The 19671-nt window shown below is 70.1% G+C and carries 22 protein-coding genes and 2 tRNA genes; 15 read left to right on the top strand and 9 right to left on the bottom strand.

The genetic code is table 11. The features are described 5' to 3' along the window. Nucleotides 1-28 precede the first annotated feature (28 nt). A complete protein-coding gene (locus FHS55_RS20390) occupies nt 29-469 on the top strand; it encodes a MarR family winged helix-turn-helix transcriptional regulator (protein ID WP_246340328.1) in 441 nt (146 codons plus the stop codon). 106 nt (nt 470-575) lie between these two features. Here FHS55_RS20390 and FHS55_RS20385 read toward each other — a convergent pair whose 3' ends face one another. Beyond that, nucleotides 576-1316 (bottom strand): aspartate/glutamate racemase family protein, encoded by a 741-nt coding sequence (locus tag FHS55_RS20385; RefSeq protein WP_246340327.1) that lies wholly within the window; start codon nt 1314-1316, stop codon nt 576-578. Between the two features lie 48 nt (nt 1317-1364). Next, nucleotides 1365-1439: transfer RNA gene (locus FHS55_RS20380), tRNA-Gln, on the bottom strand. A 206-nt stretch (nt 1440-1645) separates the two neighbouring features. On the opposite strand from FHS55_RS20380, the gene FHS55_RS20375 reads away from it, so the two are divergent. Further along, nucleotides 1646-1722, top strand: a tRNA-Pro gene (locus tag FHS55_RS20375). Nucleotides 1723-1945: 223 nt separating this feature from the next. Here the strand turns inward: FHS55_RS20375 and FHS55_RS20370 are convergent. Next, a complete protein-coding gene (locus tag FHS55_RS20370; protein ID WP_183191625.1) occupies nt 1946-2560 on the bottom strand; it encodes a carbonic anhydrase in 615 nt (204 codons plus the stop codon). A gap of 424 nt (nt 2561-2984) precedes the next feature. On the opposite strand from FHS55_RS20370, the gene FHS55_RS20365 reads away from it, so the two are divergent. Then, nucleotides 2985-3896: an MBL fold metallo-hydrolase gene (locus FHS55_RS20365; protein ID WP_183191674.1), complete on the top strand. Its 912-nt coding sequence runs from the start codon at nt 2985-2987 to the stop codon at nt 3894-3896. 43 nt (nt 3897-3939) lie between these two features. On the opposite strand, the gene FHS55_RS20360 is transcribed toward FHS55_RS20365, so the two are convergent. Together FHS55_RS20360 and FHS55_RS20355 are read right to left on the bottom strand one after the other, a co-directional pair. Beyond that, the gene (locus FHS55_RS20360) at nt 3940-4725 is read right to left on the bottom strand and encodes a DUF1499 domain-containing protein (protein ID WP_183191624.1); all 786 of its coding nucleotides are present in this window, start codon (nt 4723-4725) and stop codon (nt 3940-3942) included. A 10-nt stretch (nt 4726-4735) separates the two neighbouring features. After that, a complete protein-coding gene (locus tag FHS55_RS20355; RefSeq protein WP_183191623.1) occupies nt 4736-5479 on the bottom strand; it encodes an HAD hydrolase-like protein in 744 nt (247 codons plus the stop codon). Nucleotides 5480-5614: 135 nt separating this feature from the next. On the opposite strand from FHS55_RS20355, the gene FHS55_RS20350 reads away from it, so the two are divergent. Then, nucleotides 5615-6901 (top strand): extensin family protein, encoded by a 1287-nt coding sequence (locus FHS55_RS20350; RefSeq protein WP_183191622.1) that lies wholly within the window; start codon nt 5615-5617, stop codon nt 6899-6901. 164 nt (nt 6902-7065) lie between these two features. Continuing rightward, nucleotides 7066-8448, top strand: coding sequence for an aminotransferase (locus tag FHS55_RS20345; RefSeq protein ID WP_183191621.1), 1383 nt, complete (start codon nt 7066-7068; stop codon nt 8446-8448). A gap of 339 nt (nt 8449-8787) precedes the next feature. Here FHS55_RS20345 and FHS55_RS20340 read toward each other — a convergent pair whose 3' ends face one another. Beyond that, nucleotides 8788-9390 (bottom strand): L,D-transpeptidase, encoded by a 603-nt coding sequence (locus FHS55_RS20340; RefSeq protein WP_183191620.1) that lies wholly within the window; start codon nt 9388-9390, stop codon nt 8788-8790. Nucleotides 9391-9682: 292 nt separating this feature from the next. On the opposite strand from FHS55_RS20340, the gene FHS55_RS20335 reads away from it, so the two are divergent. Both FHS55_RS20335 and FHS55_RS20330 read left to right on the top strand, forming a co-directional pair. After that, a complete protein-coding gene (locus FHS55_RS20335) occupies nt 9683-9910 on the top strand; it encodes a hypothetical protein (protein WP_183191619.1) in 228 nt (75 codons plus the stop codon). Nucleotides 9911-10143: 233 nt separating this feature from the next. After that, nucleotides 10144-11121 (top strand): magnesium transporter CorA family protein, encoded by a 978-nt coding sequence (locus FHS55_RS20330; protein WP_183191618.1) that lies wholly within the window; start codon nt 10144-10146, stop codon nt 11119-11121. Between the two features lie 12 nt (nt 11122-11133). On the opposite strand, the gene FHS55_RS20325 is transcribed toward FHS55_RS20330, so the two are convergent. Next, nucleotides 11134-11883, bottom strand: a complete 750-nt coding sequence (locus FHS55_RS20325) for an SDR family NAD(P)-dependent oxidoreductase (RefSeq protein ID WP_183191617.1) — start codon at nt 11881-11883, stop codon at nt 11134-11136. A gap of 65 nt (nt 11884-11948) precedes the next feature. Then, entirely contained in the window at nt 11949-12575 is a 627-nt protein-coding gene (gene pdxH / locus FHS55_RS20320; RefSeq protein ID WP_183191616.1) for a pyridoxamine 5'-phosphate oxidase, read from the bottom strand. Between the two features lie 206 nt (nt 12576-12781). Between pdxH and FHS55_RS20315 the strand changes: the two genes are divergently transcribed. From FHS55_RS20315 to FHS55_RS20280, 8 genes are all read left to right on the top strand, one after another. Next, nucleotides 12782-13234: an RT0821/Lpp0805 family surface protein gene (locus tag FHS55_RS20315; protein WP_246340325.1), complete on the top strand. Its 453-nt coding sequence runs from the start codon at nt 12782-12784 to the stop codon at nt 13232-13234. A gap of 105 nt (nt 13235-13339) precedes the next feature. Next, nucleotides 13340-14299, top strand: a complete 960-nt coding sequence (locus tag FHS55_RS20310) for a DnaJ C-terminal domain-containing protein (RefSeq protein WP_183191615.1) — start codon at nt 13340-13342, stop codon at nt 14297-14299. Nucleotides 14300-14452: 153 nt separating this feature from the next. Beyond that, nucleotides 14453-15250 carry an enoyl-ACP reductase FabI gene (gene fabI, locus FHS55_RS20305; protein ID WP_183191614.1) on the top strand — a complete coding sequence of 266 codons (798 nt, stop codon included), beginning with the start codon at nt 14453-14455 and terminating at the stop codon, nt 15248-15250. Between the two features lie 44 nt (nt 15251-15294). After that, nucleotides 15295-15933: a hypothetical protein gene (locus FHS55_RS20300; RefSeq protein ID WP_183191613.1), complete on the top strand. Its 639-nt coding sequence runs from the start codon at nt 15295-15297 to the stop codon at nt 15931-15933. Then, nucleotides 15930-16520 carry a histidine phosphatase family protein gene (locus tag FHS55_RS20295; RefSeq protein ID WP_183191612.1) on the top strand — a complete coding sequence of 197 codons (591 nt, stop codon included), beginning with the start codon at nt 15930-15932 and terminating at the stop codon, nt 16518-16520. The genes FHS55_RS20300 and FHS55_RS20295 overlap by 4 nt, the downstream gene beginning before the upstream one ends. A 47-nt stretch (nt 16521-16567) precedes the next feature. After that, nucleotides 16568-17947, top strand: a complete 1380-nt coding sequence (locus tag FHS55_RS20290) for a leucyl aminopeptidase family protein (RefSeq protein ID WP_183191611.1) — start codon at nt 16568-16570, stop codon at nt 17945-17947. Nucleotides 17948-18042: 95 nt separating this feature from the next. Then, a complete protein-coding gene (locus FHS55_RS20285) occupies nt 18043-18393 on the top strand; it encodes a MarR family transcriptional regulator (protein ID WP_183191610.1) in 351 nt (116 codons plus the stop codon). A 61-nt stretch (nt 18394-18454) separates the two neighbouring features. Then, nucleotides 18455-19306 carry an NlpC/P60 family protein gene (locus FHS55_RS20280; protein WP_183191609.1) on the top strand — a complete coding sequence of 284 codons (852 nt, stop codon included), beginning with the start codon at nt 18455-18457 and terminating at the stop codon, nt 19304-19306. Nucleotides 19307-19327: 21 nt separating this feature from the next. Here FHS55_RS20280 and FHS55_RS20275 read toward each other — a convergent pair whose 3' ends face one another. After that, entirely contained in the window at nt 19328-19537 is a 210-nt protein-coding gene (locus FHS55_RS20275) for a DUF1674 domain-containing protein (RefSeq protein WP_183191608.1), read from the bottom strand. Nucleotides 19538-19671: the final 134 nt, after the last annotated feature.

The raw sequence follows: 19671 nt of genomic DNA, 5'->3' as shown, positions 1-19671 counted from the left end.
GGGAACGGCGATGGAGGCGTATATCCGAATGCAGAGCGAGGCTGCCCGCGGAGAGGTCGAATCATACCGGCTGACGGAGCAGGTCGGCTTTGTGATGCGTGTCGCCGGCCAGCGGCATACCGCCATCTTCGCCGCACGCATGATCGAGGGACTGACGCCGCCGCAATTCGCCGCCCTCGCCAAGCTGCGCGAGATGGGCCCGTGCTCGCAGAACCGCCTCGGCCGGCTGATCCATCTGGACGCCGCGACCATCAAGGGCGTGGTCGACCGGCTGAGCGCGCGCGGCTTCGTGCTGGCGGCGGATGATCCGCTGGATCGGCGGCGCCGTGCGGTCGGCCTCACCGAACGCGGCCAGGCCGTGGCGGAGGCGGCCATCGTGGTGGCGCGCGAGATTGCCGAGGCGACGCTGGAGCCGCTGGCCGCCACCGAGCGCCAGCAATTGCTCGGCCTGTTGCGCAAGATCGCCTGACGGCCGCTCGCCGGGGCATCGCGTCCCCCGTGGGCCATCGCCCCCCCTTGTGACATGGGTCTTGCCGTCCGGCGCGGGGCAATGCCGGCGCCGCTCGAATGCGCCGCTAATTCCCGGGCGGGGCGAAGTCTGCCAGCCGGCCGGCATAGGCCTTGGCGCGGGGCGGGGCATAGGGGCCAGCCTTGGAGGTGGCGAGCCCCACCCGCACCAGCGCCTCCGCCAGCGTCACCGCGCTGGCCACGCCGTCGATGACCGGCACGCCATGTTCCTGCGCCAGCGCGAGGGCGAGGTCCGCCATGCCGGCGCAACCGAGCACCACCGCCTCGGCGCGGTCCTGCGCGATCGCCCGCCCGATCTCGGCGGATATGCGCTCGCGCGCGCCGGAGGCGGGATCCTCAAGCTCCAGCACCGCCACGTCGGAGGCCCGCACGCCGCTGCAACGTCGGTCGAGCCCGTAGCGATGAAGATTGGCCTCGATCACCGGGATGGAGCGCGACAGGGTCGTCACCACCGCGAAGCGATGGGCGATCAGGCCGGCGAGATGAAAGCCCGCCTCGCCGATGCCCACCACCGGCGCGCGGGCCAGCGCGCGGGCGGCATCGAGCCCGGTATCGTCGAAACAGGCGATGATATGAGCGTCCACCCCGTCCGCCTCGGCCGCGGCGATGGCGGCGAGCAGGCCCGGCAGCGCCAGGGCATCGTCATAATAGCCCTCGATCGAGGCCGGCCCCATGCTGGACGTGGCCGCCACGATATCCGTCCCCGGCGCCGCCACAGCCCGCGCGGCCGCCGCGATCTTGTCCGTCATCGAGCGGGTGGTGTTCGGATTGACGAGATGGATGCGCAAGGCTGGACGAATCCCTGTTGAAAACTCGTCCGCTTCTAACATGCGGGATGGCTGGGGCGGGAGGATTCGAACCTCCGCATGGGGGAATCAAAATCCCCTGCCTTACCGCTTGGCGACGCCCCACCAGCGCCGGCTTCCGCGCGGAAACCGGCATGGGCGCGGACATAGCCACAGCTGCGCGCGGCTTTCAACCTCGGCAAGCAGGCTCCACAGGGCGGGGTGGAAAACGCGGGTGTCGAAGCGGCCCGTGACGATCATCCACACGAAGAGTGCCGGTTGCCCTTGCAGCCCGGCTCATTCGCGTGTTAGAGGCTCGCGCGCCGCAGCGGCGGAGTGTAGCGCAGTCTGGTAGCGCACCTCGTTCGGGACGAGGGGGTCGCAGGTTCAAATCCTGCCACTCCGACCATCTATTTCCCGAGACTTATCCATCTTCGACATCTGACGCCGCAGCCGCCCTCCGGGGCCGGCGTGGGCTGGATTGCGTGCCGGCGCAGGGCTCGCCTGCGCTATCGGTCACGCCGCCTCAGCATCCGCCTCAGCGTCACCCCAAGCGCCTGCTGCGGCCTACCCGCCCGAGGCGGGCGGCCGGGGCGGGCGAGGCTTGTCGGTACAAGGATCCGCGGTGCGAATTAGGCGGGGGCGAAGGTGCCGTCGGGGCCGAGGCGCTCCAGCACGCCGGTCGCCACCGCGAAAAACGCACCGTGCAATGTTAGCTGTCCTTCCGCGAGCTTTTCCCGAACCCAGGGGAAGGTTTCGAGGTTGCGCAGCGAGAGCTTCACGCACTGGTGCTCGACGATGCGCCGGCGCTCCTCCGGGTCCTCGCTCAGCTTGAGCGCGATGTCGCGCGCCGGCGCGGCGATGTTGATCCAGTCCGGGAGGAAGTCGCGCGCCTTCTCCGGCGCCCCGTCGATCAGAGCCCCGGCACCGCCGCACAGCGCGTGGCCCACCACCACGATCTGCGACACTTCCAGAACCCGCACCGCGAATTCGATGGCGGCGCTGGTGCCGTGGTGGTCATGGTCGGGCGTCGTGTAGGGCGGCACGAGATTGGCCACGTTGCGCACCACGAACAGTTCGCCCGGTCCGGCATCGAAGATCATGCTCGGGTCCACCCGGCTGTCCGAGCAGGCGATCACCAGCGTCTGCGGGCGCTGGCCGCGCGCCGCCAGTTTCTCGAACAGGATCTTGCGTTCCGGCCACGAGGTGGCCCGAAACCGACGATAGCCATCCAGGAGATTATCCATGTCCGTTCCCCATCAAACGCGCGCGCAAGACGCTGAATAAAGGTCGCGGGCGACCGAGGCAATTCGCGCTTTGGGCAGAAGCGGCTCCCGCCGGCCAAGCCCCATGGCGGCGCCCCACGGCAGCGCCCCATGGCTGCGCCTCCTGCCGGCACCCGACACCGCCCGCCCGCGCCGGCGCTTGGTTTCCCCTGGCGAGGAAATGGTCTAGAGCGACTTGGAGCGGGGCAGCCGGCGGGTTGCGGCAGAAAGCGCGTCTGAACAGGCGCCCAGACCATTACGGTGCCGGAGCCTTTGCGGTGCTTGAGGCTTTGCGGTGCTTGAGCCCTGGCGGTGCTTGAGGCCTTGCGGCACTTGAGCCTTGGCGGTGAAGGTGGGTCCGCTGCATCTGCGCGAGACCGGGAAGGACAAGGCAGGGCAGGCTGAGATGGCGGAAGACATTCCCTTCGACCGGAAGTTCGACGCGGTTCCCGGGCGGGCCGACCGTGTCGCGCCCGGGGTGCGCCGCGTGCTGGCGCCCAATCCGGGCCCGTTCACCTTCACCGGCACCTGCAGCTATATCGTGGGCGAGGGCGAGGTGGCGATCATCGACCCCGGTCCCGACGATCCCGCTCATGTCGCGGCGCTGATGGAAGCGGTGCGCGGCGAGCGCGTGACGCATATTCTCCTCACCCATACCCATCGCGACCATTCCGGCGCGCTTGAGGCACTGAAGGCGCTCACCGGCGCCCCGACCCATGCGCAGGGGCCGCATCGTGCCGCACGCCCCTCCCACGAGGGCGAGGGCAACGCCCTCGAATCAGCCGCCGACCGCGCCTTCTTCCCCGATGTCGCGCTGGCCGACGGGGCGCAGGTGCACGGCGCCGGCTGGACGCTCCACGCACTGGCGACGCCGGGCCACGCCGCCAACCACATGGCCTTCGTGCTGGAGGCGCAAGGGCTCGTGTTTGTCGGCGACCATGTCATGGGCTGGTCCACCACCATCGTCGCCCCGCCGGACGGCTCGATGAACGACTACATGGACTCGCTGCGGCGCCTGCATGCGCGCCCGGAGACCTTCTACCTGCCCGGCCATGGCGGGCCGGTGCGCGAGGGGCGATTGCTGGTGGAGCGGCTGATCCGCCACCGCCAGGCGCGCGAGACCGCCATCCTGCGGGCGCTGGAGCGCGGGCCGATGACCATTCCGCAAATCGTGCGCGCCATCTATTTCGGGCTCGATCCGCGCCTCGCCGGGGCGGCGGGGCTCTCCACCCTCGCGCATCTGGAAGATCTGGTCGCGCGCGGCGCGGTGCTCACCGATGGGCCCGCCGTGGTTGAGGGCGTGTTCACGCGGCCCTGAAGATGGGTTGGCGGGACGCGCTTTTCGCCCGCGGCTTGCCGCTTCAGCGCCTCCGCCGGCCCTGCGCCTCGGCGAGTTCGCTGAACAGAGCGTCGATGCGGCGGGCATTGGAGCCGAAATCGCGGTCGCTGTTGCGCGACACCGAGCGCATGTCGACCCGCGTGCCCTCGGCGGTGCGGCGCACGCGGATCACGATATCGTCGCGCAGGCCGAAGGGCAGGGCGCGCGCCACCGCCTCGATCCGCCCGTCACGCAGGCCCCCGCGCGGGGAGACCGCGTCCACGACCAGCCATTTGTGGCGCGTGACCATGGCCAGCAGCGCCGCGTAGATTTCGTCGGCCGGCACGTCGAGTTCCATCGGCTTGATGCCGGGATAGGCGTCGTCCTGCCCGGCTGCGGCGCCCTCGCCGCCATAGGCCAGCGCATTGGCCTCGCGTGCCCGCGCCGCGCCCAGCGTCACGAAGACCGGGGGATCGTCGATATCGGTGCTGATATCGTGCAGCGCCGGCAGGCCGACGCTCAGCGCGGCCACCGTCGCCGTGGGCATGAGCAGCGCCAGCGCCAGCGCCGCCGCCCCGAGCACCCGCCCGAGGCCGCGCAGGCCCTCGTTCCAGATGACGACGAAGCCGGCCAGCGCCAGCAGCAGCGCGAGGACGGAAAGGCCCACGCCCGCCAGCACGGTATAGACCGCGCTGCGGAAATCCAGCGTCTCCGTGGCATAGAGCGCGATGCCGATGGCGGTGACGGGCAGCGCGAAGATGGCGGTGCGCAGGCTCCATACGGCGAGCCGCGACAGGCGTTCCTCGACATAGAGCCGGCGGCGCACCATGCCTTGCCCCTCAGGTCGCCCGTGAAACGGGAAGATGCCCGACCGGCAGAGGCTCGGCCAGCAGGAGGTCGGCCAGCGCCGCGACCGAATCGACCACCAGATCCGCCTCATGGGCGAAATCGTCGACCGGAGACGGCCCGCAGCGCACCAGGATGGCCCGCGCGCCGGCGGCATGTGCGCATTCCAGATCGTGGCGCGTGTCGCCGACAAGGGCGATATCGCCCGGCGGCAGGCCGGTCAGCCGGCTGAAGGCCTGTACCATGCCGGGGCCGGGTTTCGAGCCATGGCCGGAATCATAGCCATAGATCGCGCTCATCATGTCGGTGAGGCCGAGCAGGTCCACCTGCACCCTCGCATTGGCCTCGGCATCATTGGTGGCGATGCCCAGCGGCAGGCCCAGGCGATGCAGTCGCGCCAGCGGTTCGGCGGGCCGGCCGATCGGCGTGAGAAAGCGCCGGCCTTCCTCGATGAACAATTCGTCGATCTCGCGGAAGAAATCGGCATCCGCGGGGCGGCCGAGCACGTCGGCCAGCGCCGGGCCATATTGCCGCGAGGAGCCGGCGATGAGCGGCGAGCTCTGCCGGAACCGGCGCTCGTCCGGCAGATAATGGGCGGCGGCATAGAGCGCGTCGCGCGCCCGGCTGTCCGCGCCGGCGAGACGCTCCAGCACGGCGCCGGCGGCGGGGCCCCAGGTGAGGTCGAAATCGACCAGGGTGCCGTCCTTGTCGAACAGAATGGCGCGCGGTGCGTTCACTGTCAGTCGATACCGTCCGTTGGCGTTGAGAGGGCTGATAGCATGGATTTACGGCCGCTCCCATGGTGGACCATATGGTGGACCACATGGTGCACCACATGGCGCACCCCGCCGGGCACCCTGCGTACCCGCGTCTTGTCGTCGGCAGCGGCGCTGCTGCTGTTGATGGCCGGCCCCCTCGCGGCGGATCCGCTGGGGGAGGCCGGAGCGTCTTTCGACGCCGCCGGCAAGGCGCTCAACGAACAGATCGGCGACATGTTCGGCACGCGCCCCGCGCCGCAAAAGCCGCGTGCCCGGCTGGCGCGGCCGCGCCCGGGCGTGCCGCTGCCCCCGATCCGCCCGGCCGAGCTTGCCCGCGAGCCCGAGCGGGCCGGCTCGGCAGAGGCCGGCCCGGCACCCGCGCCGGTCCCGTTGCCCGCGCCGGTCCCGGCCGTGACGGCCACGCCGCTTCCCGCTCCCGCTCCGTCGGCCGTGCCGGCGATTCCCACGCCGGTGCGCCCGCCGGATCTCGCGAGCACGCCGGCGGTTCCCCCGCCGCCCTCGGCGCGGGCACCCCTGCCGCCCCGCCCGCCGGGCGCAGGCGACGCGCCGGTGGCGGTGGGTCCGGTCCTCCCGGCCCCGTCTCCCGCCGCGCCGGCCCCCGTGATCGCCGCCGCTCCCCCGGCGCCGCCGGCCGTCGACCCTCCCGCCTCTCGCGAGACCGCGCCGCTGCCGCCGCAGCGTCCGGCCGAATCGCCGCCCCCGGAAGGTCCGCGCGTGGCCGCCCTGCCGCCGTCGGAAAGCGTGACCGAGCCGGCGCCGGCGAGCGCGCCGACCATCTGCCCGGAACTGTCCAATGGCGGTATCGGTGTGTTCACGCCATCCGTGGTGACGGCGACCGATCCGCTCTGCACGGTCGATCGCGGCGTCAGCCTCTCGGCCGTGCGGATGAAGGACGGGCGGCTGGTGGAACTGGCGCCCGCGGCGGTACTGCGCTGCGAGATGGCGGCCTCGGTGGCGACCTGGCTGCGCGAGAAGGTGGAGCCGGCGGCGGCGGCGCTCGGCTCCCCGCTCGACACGGTGATGGTCGCGGCCTCGCAGCAGTGCCGCCCGCGCAACCGTGTCGCCGGCGCCAAGATCAGCGAGCACGGGCGCGGCAATGCGATCGACATTGGCGGCCTGGTGCTGGCGGACGGGCGCCGCTTCGTGATCGGCCCGGTGGGGGCGGGCGAGACGGGAATGTCGCGCGCCTTCCAGGAGACGCTGCGCGCCAGCGCCTGCGCCGATTTCACCACGATTCTCGGCCCCGGTTCGGACGGCTATCACGAGGAGCATCTGCATCTCGACCGGGCGAGCCGGCGCAGTGGGGCGGTGCTGTGCCAGTGGGACATCGTCGTCGAGGCCTCGCGCGGGCCGACGACGCGCGGGCGCGGGCCGCACTGAGCATGGGTGCGCGCGTCGTCGGCCCGATGGCGGTCGATGGCGAGCGAGACGGAAACGGTGCGAAAATCGGGCTTTCGGCCGGCATGCGCCGAAGGGCGCGCTTCCGGCGCGGCGCGGGGCGATCTAGGGTGCGCGCCACTGATCCCCCCGCGGAGTTCCGGCTCATGCTCACCAATCTGCAGACTCGCGACGTCGAGACCCTGATCCATCCCTACACCAACCTCGTGTCCATCCGGGACAGCGGGCCGCTCATCCTGGAGCGTGGCCAGGGCTCGTGGGTCTATGACGTGGACGGCAAGCCCTATCTCGAAGGCATGGCCGGCCTGTGGTGCACGGCGCTCGGCTATGGCAACGAGGAACTGGTGGAGACGGCGGCCGCGCAGATGCGCAAGCTGCCCTTCACCCACCTCTTCGGCGGCAAGAGCCACGATCCCGCGATCGAGCTCGCGGAGAAGCTGAAGGAGATGGCCCCGGTGCCGATCTCCAAGGTGTTCTTCACCAATTCCGGCTCCGAGGCCAACGACACCCAGATGAAGCTCGTCTGGTACATGAACAACGCGCTCGGCCGACCGAAGAAGAAGAAGATCATCTCGCGCATGCGCGCCTATCACGGCGTGACCATCGCCTCGGCCTCGCTCACCGGGCTGGCTGGCAACCACAATGATTTCGATCTGCCGATCGCCGGCGTGCGGCACACGACCTGCCCGCATCACTACCGGCTGGCCGAGCCGGGCGAGAGCGAGGAGGATTTCGCCACCCGCCTCGCCGCCGATCTCGAGGCGCTGATCATCGCGGAAGGGCCGGAGACCGTCGCCGCCTTCATCGCCGAGCCGGTGCTGGGAGCGGGCGGCGTGATCGTGCCGCCGAAGACCTATTATCCCAAGATCGAGGCGGTGCTGAAGAAATACGACGTGTTCTTCATCGGTGACGAGGTCATCACCGGCTTTGGCCGGCTCGGCACCGCCTTCGGCTGCCAGGCGATGGACATGACGCCGAACTCGATCTCCATCGCCAAGGCGCTCTCCTCCGCCTACCAGCCGATCGGCGGGGTGATGATCCCCGAGGACATGTACCAGGCCATGCTGCAGGAGAGCACCAAGCTCGGCAGCTTCGGCCATGGCTACACCTATTCCGGTCATCCGGTGGCGGCGGCGGTGGCGCTGAAGACGCTGGAAATCTACGAGCGCGAGAGCGTCTTCGAGCGGGTGCGGGCGAAGATCCCGCAGTTCCGCGCGCGACTGGCGGCGCTGGAAGACCACCCGCTGGTCGGCGAGGCGCGCGGGGCGGGGCTGGTGGCCGGCGTCGAGCTCGTCGCCGACAAGAAGACCAAGCACCAGTTCGACGCCAAGAAGGGCGTGGCGGCCAAGTGCGTGGCCTTCGCGCAGGGCGAGGGGCTGATCGTGCGCAACGTGTTCGGCGACGCGGTGACGATCTGCCCGCCGCTCATCATCTCGCCGGCCGAGATCGACGACCTGTTCGACCGCCTCACCCGTGCACTGGACAAGACGCTGGACTGGGCGGTGAGCGAGAAGCTGCTGGCGGCCTGAGAGGCCCGGGCACGGGTGGGACGGCTGCCCCCGGGGGCCTTCCCCGGGGATGTGAGCCTTTCACCTTCCCATCGCGCGGATGGCGAGAGACGGACCGAGGACGGGACGCCGGGCCGCGCGTCCGCGATCGGTGGCGCGACGCCGGCCCGTCTTGCCGAGCGATCCCCGTTCGCGCGGAGCCTCGTTCCCGCAGCGGGCCGCCGCTTGTTCGCCGGCTGGCCCCAAAGCCGAGCAGGCAAAGAAAAAGGGCGCTGCCGAGCAGCGCCCTTTTCGATATCCGGCCTTCCGCGAGCCTCGCGCAGCCCCGGGAAGGGGCCGCGCCGTGACAGCCGTGCGCCTTCAGAGCACCACGACTTCGGCGCCCTGCGGCACGCGGGTGTAGAGGTCGATCACGTCCTCGTTCAGCATGCGGATGCAGCCCGAGGAGATGGCCTGGCCGATATATTCCGGCTGGTTGGTGCCGTGGATGCGGAACAGCGTGTCCTTGTTGCCCTGGTAGAGATAGAGCGCGCGGGCACCCATCGGGTTGTGCGGGCCGGGACCGACGAAATTCGGCACGCCGGCCAGACGCTGCTTGATCTCGGGGGTCGGCGTCCAGGTCGGCCATTCGACCTTGCGACCCACCTTCGCCTCGCCGTGGAAGGCGAGGCCTTCCTCGCCGACGGTCACGCCGTAGCGGATCGCCTTGCCCTCGTCCTGGACGAGATAGAGATACTTCTTGTCCGTATCGACGACGATGGTGCCCGGCTTCTCCTTGCCGGAATAGTCGACGATGGAGCGCTGGTAAATATCCGGCGGCAGCACCTTCTGGTAAGGCGCATTGGCCAGCAGCTGCTTGTCCCGGGGGGTCAGAGAAGCCTCGGGCGCCGGCTGGCGCTCCACGGCGCTGCAAGCCCCCAACAGCAGCGCCAACAGGACAACTCCCGCCCCGCGCACAATCATATCCCGAAGCTCCGAATCTCTTCTCGCACGACACATGCGTGCTTTCATCCATGTCGATTAGCCGAACTCGTTCTGGCCTTGAAGAGGACATATCGGCGCCATGTGTCGGTGGCGCGGACTTGTTGCTCAAAAACCTCAGTTTCGTTGGAAGAGGCCCAAAACCGGGCGGAACACCGTTCGTAACGTAAGGCACCCTATACCCGACCCCGAATTTGCTTAATTTTGACGCAGTCGGCGCCCATTTCGTCGACTGTCGTTCTCGAAAAGCGGGGCGACCATTCTGGAGGAAGGCATGTCTACCGAGGAAACCCCGGCTCCCGAGAGCCGGCCGAGCGAACGCTGGGACCGTTCCCACCAAGCCGCCCACTGGCGCGAGATCGGCATTTCCGCCGTCGCCGCCGCTGCCCGCTATGCCTCGACCCCGACAGTATCCGATGCCCCCGCCAAGGGTGCGGCGCGGACCGACGATGGGGAAAACAAAATCGTCACGCTACGCGACGTGGAATATTTCGCGGCCTGAGCGCCGCCATCCGCAACATCCCTGCCGATCCTGAATTGTCCCGCGGCCGATTGTGAGGCTGCGCCTTCCCGCGCGCCGGTGGAGCCTCCTCCGGCGCGCCGTGGCGGCCGGCCGTGAACCGGTGTCGGAGCCGTGCCGCTCCCGCCTCGGTATTCCCGAGAGCGGGGTGGTGACACCGGACGCGGCCTTGTCCATTGTCGCGGCCGCCGCGAAGGCGCGTGCGGGGAGAGCCTATGATCAACGCCTATTGCATGCGCCAGGGCGCGCTGGAGCATGTCACCGTTCCCGCGGGGGAGACGATCCCGGCCGAGGCGATCTGGATCGACCTGTTCCGCCCGGAGCCCGACGAGGATGCCAGCGTGGAAGCGACGCTCGGCATCGCCGTGCCGACGCGGGAGGAAATGGTCGAGATCGAGCCATCCAGCCGCCTGCGCGCCGAGAATGGCACGCGCTACATGACCGCGTCGCTGGTCTGCCACAGCGACAGCGACCAGCCGATGCTGGCCGACGTCACCTTCATCCTCAGCAAGGGCCGGCTCGCCACCGTGCGCTATGACGAGACTACCCCGTTCCGCGTCCTCGCCGGCAAGTTCGACCAGCTGCAGGCCGCCGGGCTGACCGGCGAGCGCGTGCTGATGGGGCTGCTCGACACCATCATCGACCGTGCGGCGGACATTATCGAGCGGCTCGGGGCCGAGATCGACGGCATTTCGCGCCGCGTGTTCGAGCAGGACGAGGCCAGCGTGGGCGGCAGCCAGCGCTTCCGCGTGCTGCTGCGCGAGCTCGGCCGGCGCGGCGACCTCGCCTCCAAGGTGCGCGAGAGCCTGGTGTCGATCGGCCGGCTCGTCACCTTCCTCGGCACCGAGGGCGACGCGGCGCGGCTCGACAAGGACCAGCGCGCCCAGCTCAAGAGCATGCAGCGCGACGTGGCCTCGCTGAACGATCACCTGTCCTATCTCGGCAACAAGATCACTTTCCTGCTCGACGCCACGCTCGGCATGGTGTCGATCGAACAGAACAACATCATCAAGATCTTCGCCGTGCTCTCGGTCGTGCTAATGCCGCCGACGCTGATCGCCTCGGTCTACGGCATGAACTTCCAATACATGCCGGAACTCGACGAGCGCTTCGGCTATCCGCTCGCGCTCCTCGCGATGCTGGCGGCGGCGGTGGTTCCCTACCTGATCTTCAAGTGGAAGAAGTGGCTGTAGCTCCGCGCGCCCTCACACGTGCTGGCCGCCATTGATGTGGATCTCGGCGCCGTTGAGATAGGACGAGGTCTCGGTGCACAGCACGTAGATGATCTTGGCCACCTCATCCGGCGTGCCGAGGCGCTGCATGGGGATCTGCTCGACGATCTTCTCGGTGCCCGGCGAGAGGATCGAGGTATCGATCTCGCCCGGCGCGATGGCGTTTACCCGCACGCCGACCCGGCCGAAATCGGCCGCCATCTCACGGGTCAGCCCGGCCAGCGCCGCCTTGGAGGTGGCATAGGCCGCGCCGGCGAAGGGGTGCACGCGCGAGCCGGCGATGGAGGTCACGTTGACCACGGCGCCATGGGTGCGCTTGAGCTCCTCCAGCAGGCCGCGCGCCAGCAGGATGGGCGCGAACAGATTGACCTGGAACACCTTGTGCCAGGCCTCCTGCGGCGTGTTGAGCGTGCTCAGGCGCGCCCCGCCCGGCCCCTTGGGCGAAATGCCGGCATTGTTCACCAGCGCGTGCAGCTCGCCGCCTTCCAGCCGGCTCTTGATCTCGTCCACGGCGCGAAGCGTGTCCTGCGCGTCGCCCAGATCGACCTGGATGTGATCCTCCGGTCCCATCTCCCAGGGGCAGTTTTCCGGGAAGGCGTGGCGCGAGCAGGTGATGACGCGCCATCCGGCGGCGGAAAAGCGCTTCACGGTGGCGTGGCCGATCCCGCGCGAGGCGCCGGTGAGCAGCAAGGTGCGGCGCGGCTGGTTGGAGCCTTTGGTCATGGATCTCTACTTGATGCTCGGGGACAGGGGCAGGCGGGGTGCGCGCGGGTTCATGAGATCAGCCATCACGGGTAGAGCCTCGTCCGGCTCCACGCGTCGGCGTCCGGCGATTCGCGGCGGAAGACGACGCGGTCGTGCAGGCGGAACGGTCGGTCGTGCCAGAATTCGATCTGCACCGGCCGGATGCGGTAGCCGGTCCAGTGCGCCGGCCGGGGCACCTCGCCCAGCGCGTACTGCGCGGTGAACCTGGCCACCGCCCCCTCCAGCGCGAAACGGCCTTCCAGCGGCTGCGACTGCTGGCTCGCCCAGGCGCCGATCTGCGACAGGCGCGGGCGGGTGGCGAAATAGGCGTCGGCCTCGGCATCGCTCACGGTCTCGACCGGGCCGCGCACGCGGATCTGCCGGCGCAGCGACTTCCAGTGAAACACCACGGCGGCCTTGGGCACCGCCGCCAGCTCGCGCCCCTTGGCGCTGCCGGTATTGGTGAAGAACACGAAGCCGCGCGCGTCGCGGGCGTTCAGCAGCACCATGCGCACATCGGGCAGCCCGTCGGCGTCGACGGTGGCGAGCGCCATCGCGTTGGGATCGTTCGGCTCGCTGGCGCGCGCATCGGCAAACCACTCCTCGAACAGACGAAAGGGTTCGGCGGCGGCGGTGAAATCACCAGATGTTAACTGTTCAGGCGCTTCCATGAGGACATCTTCGGTGAATGGACCCCAAAGGGGCCGGGGCAATGATCCACAAGCGACGAAATGCGGCGGCGCACAAGGGGGATCCCCGCGGGGGGGCGGCTCCAGCATGCGTCACCCCCCCATATAAGCGCGTCGCGCTGCTGCGCACAGCGCGATCCGTACTGATCTTCGTCGCAGCCGGGTTCGCCGTCGCCGGATGCTCCACCTTGCCCGATGCGCTCGACATGAGCGCGACCGGCTCGCTCGGGGGCGATGCGGTGGCGGCGCGCGCCGTGGCGCCCCCGTCGCCGCCTCTCTCCCCGCGCCCCGCCGTCGCCATCGCCGGTGGCAAGCCCGTGGTGCAGGCGGTCGCCTATACCGCCGAGCCGGTGCCCAAGGGCATCGCGCCGGATGACTGGGCCGCCGCCCGCCAGGCACTGGCCGAGGCGCTGCGCGAGAAGAACGCCTCCCCGAGCGTTCCGTGGGAGAATTACGCCAATGCCGCTCGCGGCACGGCCATTCCGCTCGGCGCGGCGCGGCAGACCCAGACGGGCACCTGCCGCGATTTCCGCATCAGCTTCGTGCGCGCCGCCGATGAGAAATGGCTGCAGGGCGAGGCGTGCCGGAGTTCCCATGGCAGCTGGCAGGTGGCGCAGGCGCGGCTGCTCGCCCGCAGCTGACCGGTTGCCGAGCGTGCAAAAGGAGCGTCGCGAAACCGTTGCGTCGCAGCAACACCGTGCCTACATGGAGGCGAGAGCCGGAACCGCCGGACGAGATGATCATCCATGCGCGATCCCTATGAAATTCTCGGCGTTGCCCGTAACGCCGAACAGGCCGACATCAAGCGAGCTTTCCGCAAGCTCGCCAAGAAACTGCACCCGGACGCCAACAAGGACGATCCGAAGGCGCAGGACCGCTTTGCCGAGCTGAATTCCGCCAACGAACTGCTCTCGGATCCCGAGAAGCGTGGCCAGTTCGATCGCGGCGAGATCGACGCCGAGGGCAAGCCGCGCGGCTTCGAGGGCTTCCCGGGCGGGGGGCGTGGTCCTGGACGCGGCTTCCAGCGCGGCCCGCAGGGCGAGACCATCTTCGAGAGCTTCTCCTATGGCCCGGAGGGCATGCGCCGCTCCGGCCATGGCCCGCACGATGCGGGCGGCTTCGACGACGTGATCGCCGATATTCTCGGCGGGCTGGGCGGGCGCGGCCGGGCGCGCGGTGCCGGCGGCGGCGAGACGCCGCGCGGAGGCGACATCGATATCGCCGTGCCGGTGCCGCTCGATCGGGTGGTCGAGGGTGGCCCGGTCAAGGTGCACCTGCCCAATGGGCGTGTGGTCGAGGTGAAAATTCCCGCGAAGGTGGCCGAGGGCCATCGCATGCGGCTGAAGGGGCAGGGCGAGCCGAGCCCGTTCGGCGGTGCGCCGGGCGACGCCTATGTCGTGGTTTCCTATGCGCCGCATCCCGATTTCAAGATCGAGGGTGCCGACCTCCGGGCCGATGTCGCGCTGCCGCTGGCCGATGCCGTGCTCGGCGGCAAGGTGCGCGTGCCGACGCTGGGCGGCGAGGTGGATCTCTCCGTGCCGGCCTGGACCCAGTCCGGCCGCACGTTCCGCCTGCGCGGCAAGGGCCTGCCCAAGGCCGACGGCACGGCGGGCGACCTGTTCGCCACCTTGCGAATCATGCTTCCCACCGAGCGCGATCCCGAGCTCGAGGCGCTGCTGCGAAGCCGGCGCGACGGCGCCGCCTGAGCACGCCTGCGCCCGCCCGACCACAGTATGGCGGGCGGGCGCGCAACCGCTGGCTTGAGCGGGTCCTGCCGCTGTGCGATAGGAACCACTCGGCACCGCAAGGTGGAACGAAGCACGGAGCGCGGTGTGACGGGCAGAGCAACGGGCGGATTCATGAACGGCAAGCGGGGCCTGGTGATGGGAGTGGCGAATAACCGCTCCATTGCCTGGGGCATCGCCAAGGCGGTTCAGGCGCAGGGGGCGAAGCTGGCCTTCACCTATCAGGGCGAGCCGCTGCGCAAGCGCGTCGAGCCGCTGGCCAACGAGCTTGACGCCGTGGTGGTCGGCCATTGCGACGTGACCGATCCGGCGACCATCGACGCCGTCTTTGCGGAAACCGAGCGCCAGCTCGGCGGGCTGGACTTCCTGGTCCATGCCATCGCCTTTTCCGACAAAAGCGAGCTCGACGGGCGCTATGTCGACACCACGGCGGATAATTTCAGCAAGACCATGCTGATCTCCTGCTACAGCTTCACCGCGGTCGCCCAGCGCGCCGAGAAGCTGATGACCAATGGCGGCTCGATGCTGACGCTGACCTATTACGGCGCCGAGAAGTGGATGCCGCATTACAACGTCATGGGTGTCGCGAAGGCCGCGCTGGAGGCCAGCGTGCGCTATCTCGCCGCCGATCTCGGGCCCAAGAACATCCGCGTCAACGCCATTTCCGCCGGCCCGATCAAGACGCTCGCGGCCTCCGGCATCGGCGATTTCCGCTACATTCTCAAGTGGAACGAGCTGAACGCGCCGCTGCGCCGCACCGTCACCATCGACGAGGTGGGCGATACCGGCATGTATCTGCTGTCCGACCTCGGGCGCGGCGTGACCGGCGAGATTCATCACGTCGATGCCGGCTATCACGTGGTCGGAATGAAGAACCCGGAAGCTCCGGACCTGACGCTGGAGCGGGACTGAGCCGGCGCCGGACGGCGCGGCGGCTGGCGAGCAGGAGACGGACGATGATCAAGGCTCCCGGAGACAGGCGCGGCACGATGCGCGGCTTCGCCCGCGCGGCGCTGGCGGCGGCGGTGCTCATGGGCATCGGCGCGGCGAGCCTGCCGGCCGCGGCGCAATCCTCCATCACCGTCCGCCCGCCGCCGGGCTCCGGCCTGCCGGACTGGGCGACGCCGGGCTCGCCGACGCAGGATAGCGGCACCCCGCCCACCTTCCAGCAATATCCGTTCTGGAGCCGCATCTTCGGCACCGGCGGGCTGATCTTCCCCGGCTACACCTCGCCGACCAGCAATGACAGCAGCTACCAGCGCCTCGCCCTGCTGATCGGCGGCGGCACGGGCCGCGTGGTGTTCGCCGCCGGCATGGCCGACACGCTCTGCCAGCCCGCCGGCGCGCCGACCCTCACCGTGCGCAACGCCCCGCCCGGGGTGACGCTGACCACCGACTACGGCCAGTTCGTCGCTACCGGCAACGATGCCGGCTCCACCTTCTGTCGCGGACGCACCGTGCGCGGCACGCGCCTCATCCTGTCCGGCCGCGCCCCGCGCGGTGGCGGCAGCGTGACGGTGCGCGTCTCCTGGCCGCGCATCGGCCGCAATGGCGGTACCAGCTACACGCACACCGTGGCCCTGCCGTCGAAATGACCCGGCGGCGCATCTTCCTTGTCCGGCACGGCGAGACCGACTGGAATCTCGCCGGCCGCCTGCAGGGCCATCACGACATTCCGCTCAACGATCTCGGCCGCGAACAGGCAGCCAATCTCGCGCGGGTCATCGGCCGGCTCAGCGGGGGCGCCGGCGCGCTCGATTATGTGGCGAGCCCGCTCTCGCGCACCGCGCAGACCATGGCGATCCTGCGCGCCGAGCTTGGCCTGCCGCCGGACGCGTTCCGCCGCGACGACCGGCTGAAGGAAATCTCCTTCGGCCGGTGGGAGGGCGCGACCTGGCAGGAGCTGAAGCGCCGCGACCCAATCAGCCTCGCCGCCCGCCGGGCCGACCCGTGGCATTTCGTGCCGCCGGGCGGGGAGAGCTACGACATGCTCACCGAGCGGGTGACGGCGGCGCTCGCCGATCTGACCGAGGACAGCGTGGTCGTCACCCATGGTGGCGTGGTGCGCGCCATGCTGCACATGCTGGCGGGCATGCCGCCGCAGCAGGCGGTGGAGCTGCCGGTGCGCCAGGGGGCGGTCTACATGATCCGGGACGGGGCGTTCGAACTCGCCGTCGCCTGAGGCTTTGCACGAAGCCGCTCCGATGGCGGCACAGATGAGGTATCGCGATGGGCGCACAACTGATCCGGGCCGATGAGGCCGCCAATCCTCGCCCCATCTGGTGCGTGACGCCGCAGACCTGGCGTGAGGTCGCCGCCGAGCTTCCCGCGCCGGCGCTGGCCTTCGGCGAGGCGATCGGCTTCAAGGCGGAGCCCGGCGCGGTGCTGGTATTGCCCGCCGTTGATGGCGCGATCGCCGGCGTGCTGTTCGGCACCGAGGAGACGCCCCGCGACCCCCTCGCCTTCGGCAAGCTGGCGACCTCGCTGCCCGCCGGCGATTACGCACTTGCCCGCGCCCCCGCCCAGCCCCGCCTTGCTGTGCTCGGCTTCCTTCTCGGCGCCTACCGCTTCACGTCGTACCGCAAGCGGCCTTCGCCGGAGCTGCGGCTGGTCGTGCCCGACGGGGTGGACAAGGCCGATATCGAGCACATGGCCGAGGCGGTGACGCTCGCCCGCGATCTCGTCAACACGCCGGCCAACGATCTCGGTCCGGCGGAAATCGAGGCGGCGGTGCGCGCGCTCGCCGCCCGATTCGAGGCACAGGTGAACGTGACGACCGGCGAGGACCTGCTCGCCGCCAACTTTCCGCTGATTCACGCGGTGGGACGTGCCAGCCCGCGCGCGCCCCGGCTCATCGACCTCTCCTGGGGCGCGCCGGATGCGCCCAAGGTGACGCTGGTCGGCAAGGGCGTGGCGTTCGACACGGGCGGGCTCGACATCAAGCCGCCGAGCGGCATGCTGCTGATGAAGAAGGACATGGGCGGAGCGGCCAACGCGCTGGGCCTGGCGCTCCTCATCATGGCGCGCGCCCTGCCGGTGCGGCTGCGCCTCATCATCCCGGCGGTGGAGAATGCCATTGCCGGCAATGCCTTCCGGCCGGGCGACATCTTCCCCTCGCGCAAGGGGCTGTCGGTCGAGATCGGCAATACCGATGCCGAGGGCCGGCTGATTCTCGCCGATGCACTGGCGCTGGCGGACGAGGAGGCACCCGAACTGCTGATCGACTTCGCCACGCTCACCGGCGCGGCCCGCGTCGCGCTCGGCCCGCAGCTGCCGCCCGCCTATACCGATGACGAGGCGCTCGCCGCCGATCTCGCCCGCCACGCGAGTGCGCAGGCCGACCCGTTGTGGCGGCTGCCGCTGTGGAAGCCCTACGCCTCCATGCTCGACAGCCCGATCGCCGACCTCAACAACGCGCCGGGCAGCGGCTTCGCCGGCTCCATCACCGCCGCGCTGTTCCTGCAGCGCTTCGTAGAGCGGGCGTCGAGCTGGCTGCATCTGGACATCTTCGCCTGGAACCCCTCCGCGCGCCCCGGCCGGCCGGAGGGCGGCGAGGCGCAGACCATCCGCGCGCTCGACGCGCTGCTCACCGAGCGTTACGGGCGTTAAGACTTTGTTGGCCCGCGGCACCGCATATTCCCGGGAACAATCCGCTGCCGTAACGATCCTTGGTGGCGCGGCGGATTGGAGCCGGGGAGCGGGGCATGGCGATCGAGTTGCGCCCATCGCAGGCGCTGCGCCTGTTGCACGAGCTGTCGCTCGTGCAGGTGCGGGACGACGCGCCCGATCTCTCCCCGCGCCAGCTGGCCATCCTGCTCAGCGTCTATCTGGAAACGCCGCCGCACACGGTGCGCGGGCTCGCCTCCCGACTTGGCGTGACCAAGCCGGTGGTGACGCGCGCGCTCGACACGATGGGCGCGCTGCATCTCGTCTCGCGCCGGCGCGACGAGGCGGATCGGCGAAATGTCATCATCCAGCGCACCGTCGAAGGCGCGCTCTATCTGGAGAAGCTGGGCGATCAGGTGGTAGCGGTGGCCCGCGCCCTGCCGCGCTGAGCGGCGCCGCCTGTCGTCTGCCACCCGTCGCCACCGCTCGTTCATTCCAGAGAGCCCACCCGTGACCCTCGACCCCCGCCTGACGCCGGCCCGGCCGGACCTTGCCGCCGCCCATCTGCGCGGCGTCGTCGATGCCGCCCGCTTCATTGAGGGCAAAAGGTGGCGCGTGCGTGCCGTCAGCGCGCCGGTGCGCCGCGAGCCGTCCCCCGAGGCGTCGCTCACCACCGAAGCGCTGTCGGGCGAGACGGTGATGGTTTACGAGACCACGCCGGAGGGCTGGGCCTGGGGCCAGTTGGAGGCGGACCTGTATGTCGGCTGGCTGCCCGTGGGGGCGCTGGCCGCGCCGGGCGCGCCTGTCACGCACAAGGTGGCGGCGCTGCGCACGCCGGTATTTCCCGGCCCGTCCATCAAGCTGCCGCCGCGCGAACTGCTCTCCTTCGGCAGCCGTGTCGGCGTGGTGGAGATGCGCGAGCGCTTCGCGGTGACGCAGGATGGCGGCTTCCTCTTTTCCGGCCACCTCGCGCCGCTGGACGCGGTGGAAGAGGATTTCGTCACGGTGGCTGCCCGCTTCCTCGGCGCCGCCTATCTCTGGGGCGGGCGCTCCAGCCTCGGGCTCGACTGCTCGGGCCTCGTGCAGGTGTCGCTCGCAGCCGCCGGCATCGCCGCGCCGCGCGACAGCGACATGCAGGAGCGCGCGCTCGGTGCGCCGGTGGCGTTCGATGGTGATATCGCGGTGCTGGAGCGCGGCGACCTCGTCTTCTGGCCGGGCCATGTCGGCATCGTCGAGGATGGCAGCACGCTGCTGCACGCCACCGCCGCGTTCATGTCGGTGGTGCGCGAGCCGCTGGCCGGGGCGCTGGCCCGTATTGAGGCGGCGAGCGCCCCGGTGCGCAGCGTGCGCCGGCTGAGGTAAGGCGCTCGTTGGCGGCGCGCCTCAGAAATCCGAGGCGATGCCCTTCACTTCCCAGTCGCCATAGCGCACCGGCTCCGGCCCGTCGCGGCCATCGATCTCCGTCGGCGCCTGAACGGGAACTGCGGCGGCCCGGCGCGCGGCGGCCTCGGCCAGCGCGCGCTCGGCGGCCGGGCTGAGCGGGCGGTGCGGGGTCTGGGGCGCCGCTTTGGGCGTTTCGATGTCATCGGTCATGGCGCATTGGAACCATTGCCGGCGGGTCCGCGTCAAGCCGGCGCGGGGTGCGGGAGCGCGTTCGGACTGACGCTGGGGCAGTGCCGATGCCGCCCGGCCTTGCGGCTTCGCACGATGCTTCCCATCCTATTGAC

Source organism: Ancylobacter tetraedralis (assembly GCF_014195655.1).
Classification (GTDB): domain Bacteria; phylum Pseudomonadota; class Alphaproteobacteria; order Rhizobiales; family Xanthobacteraceae; genus Ancylobacter; species Ancylobacter tetraedralis.
This window is presented reverse-complemented; position numbering and strand designations above follow the sequence as displayed.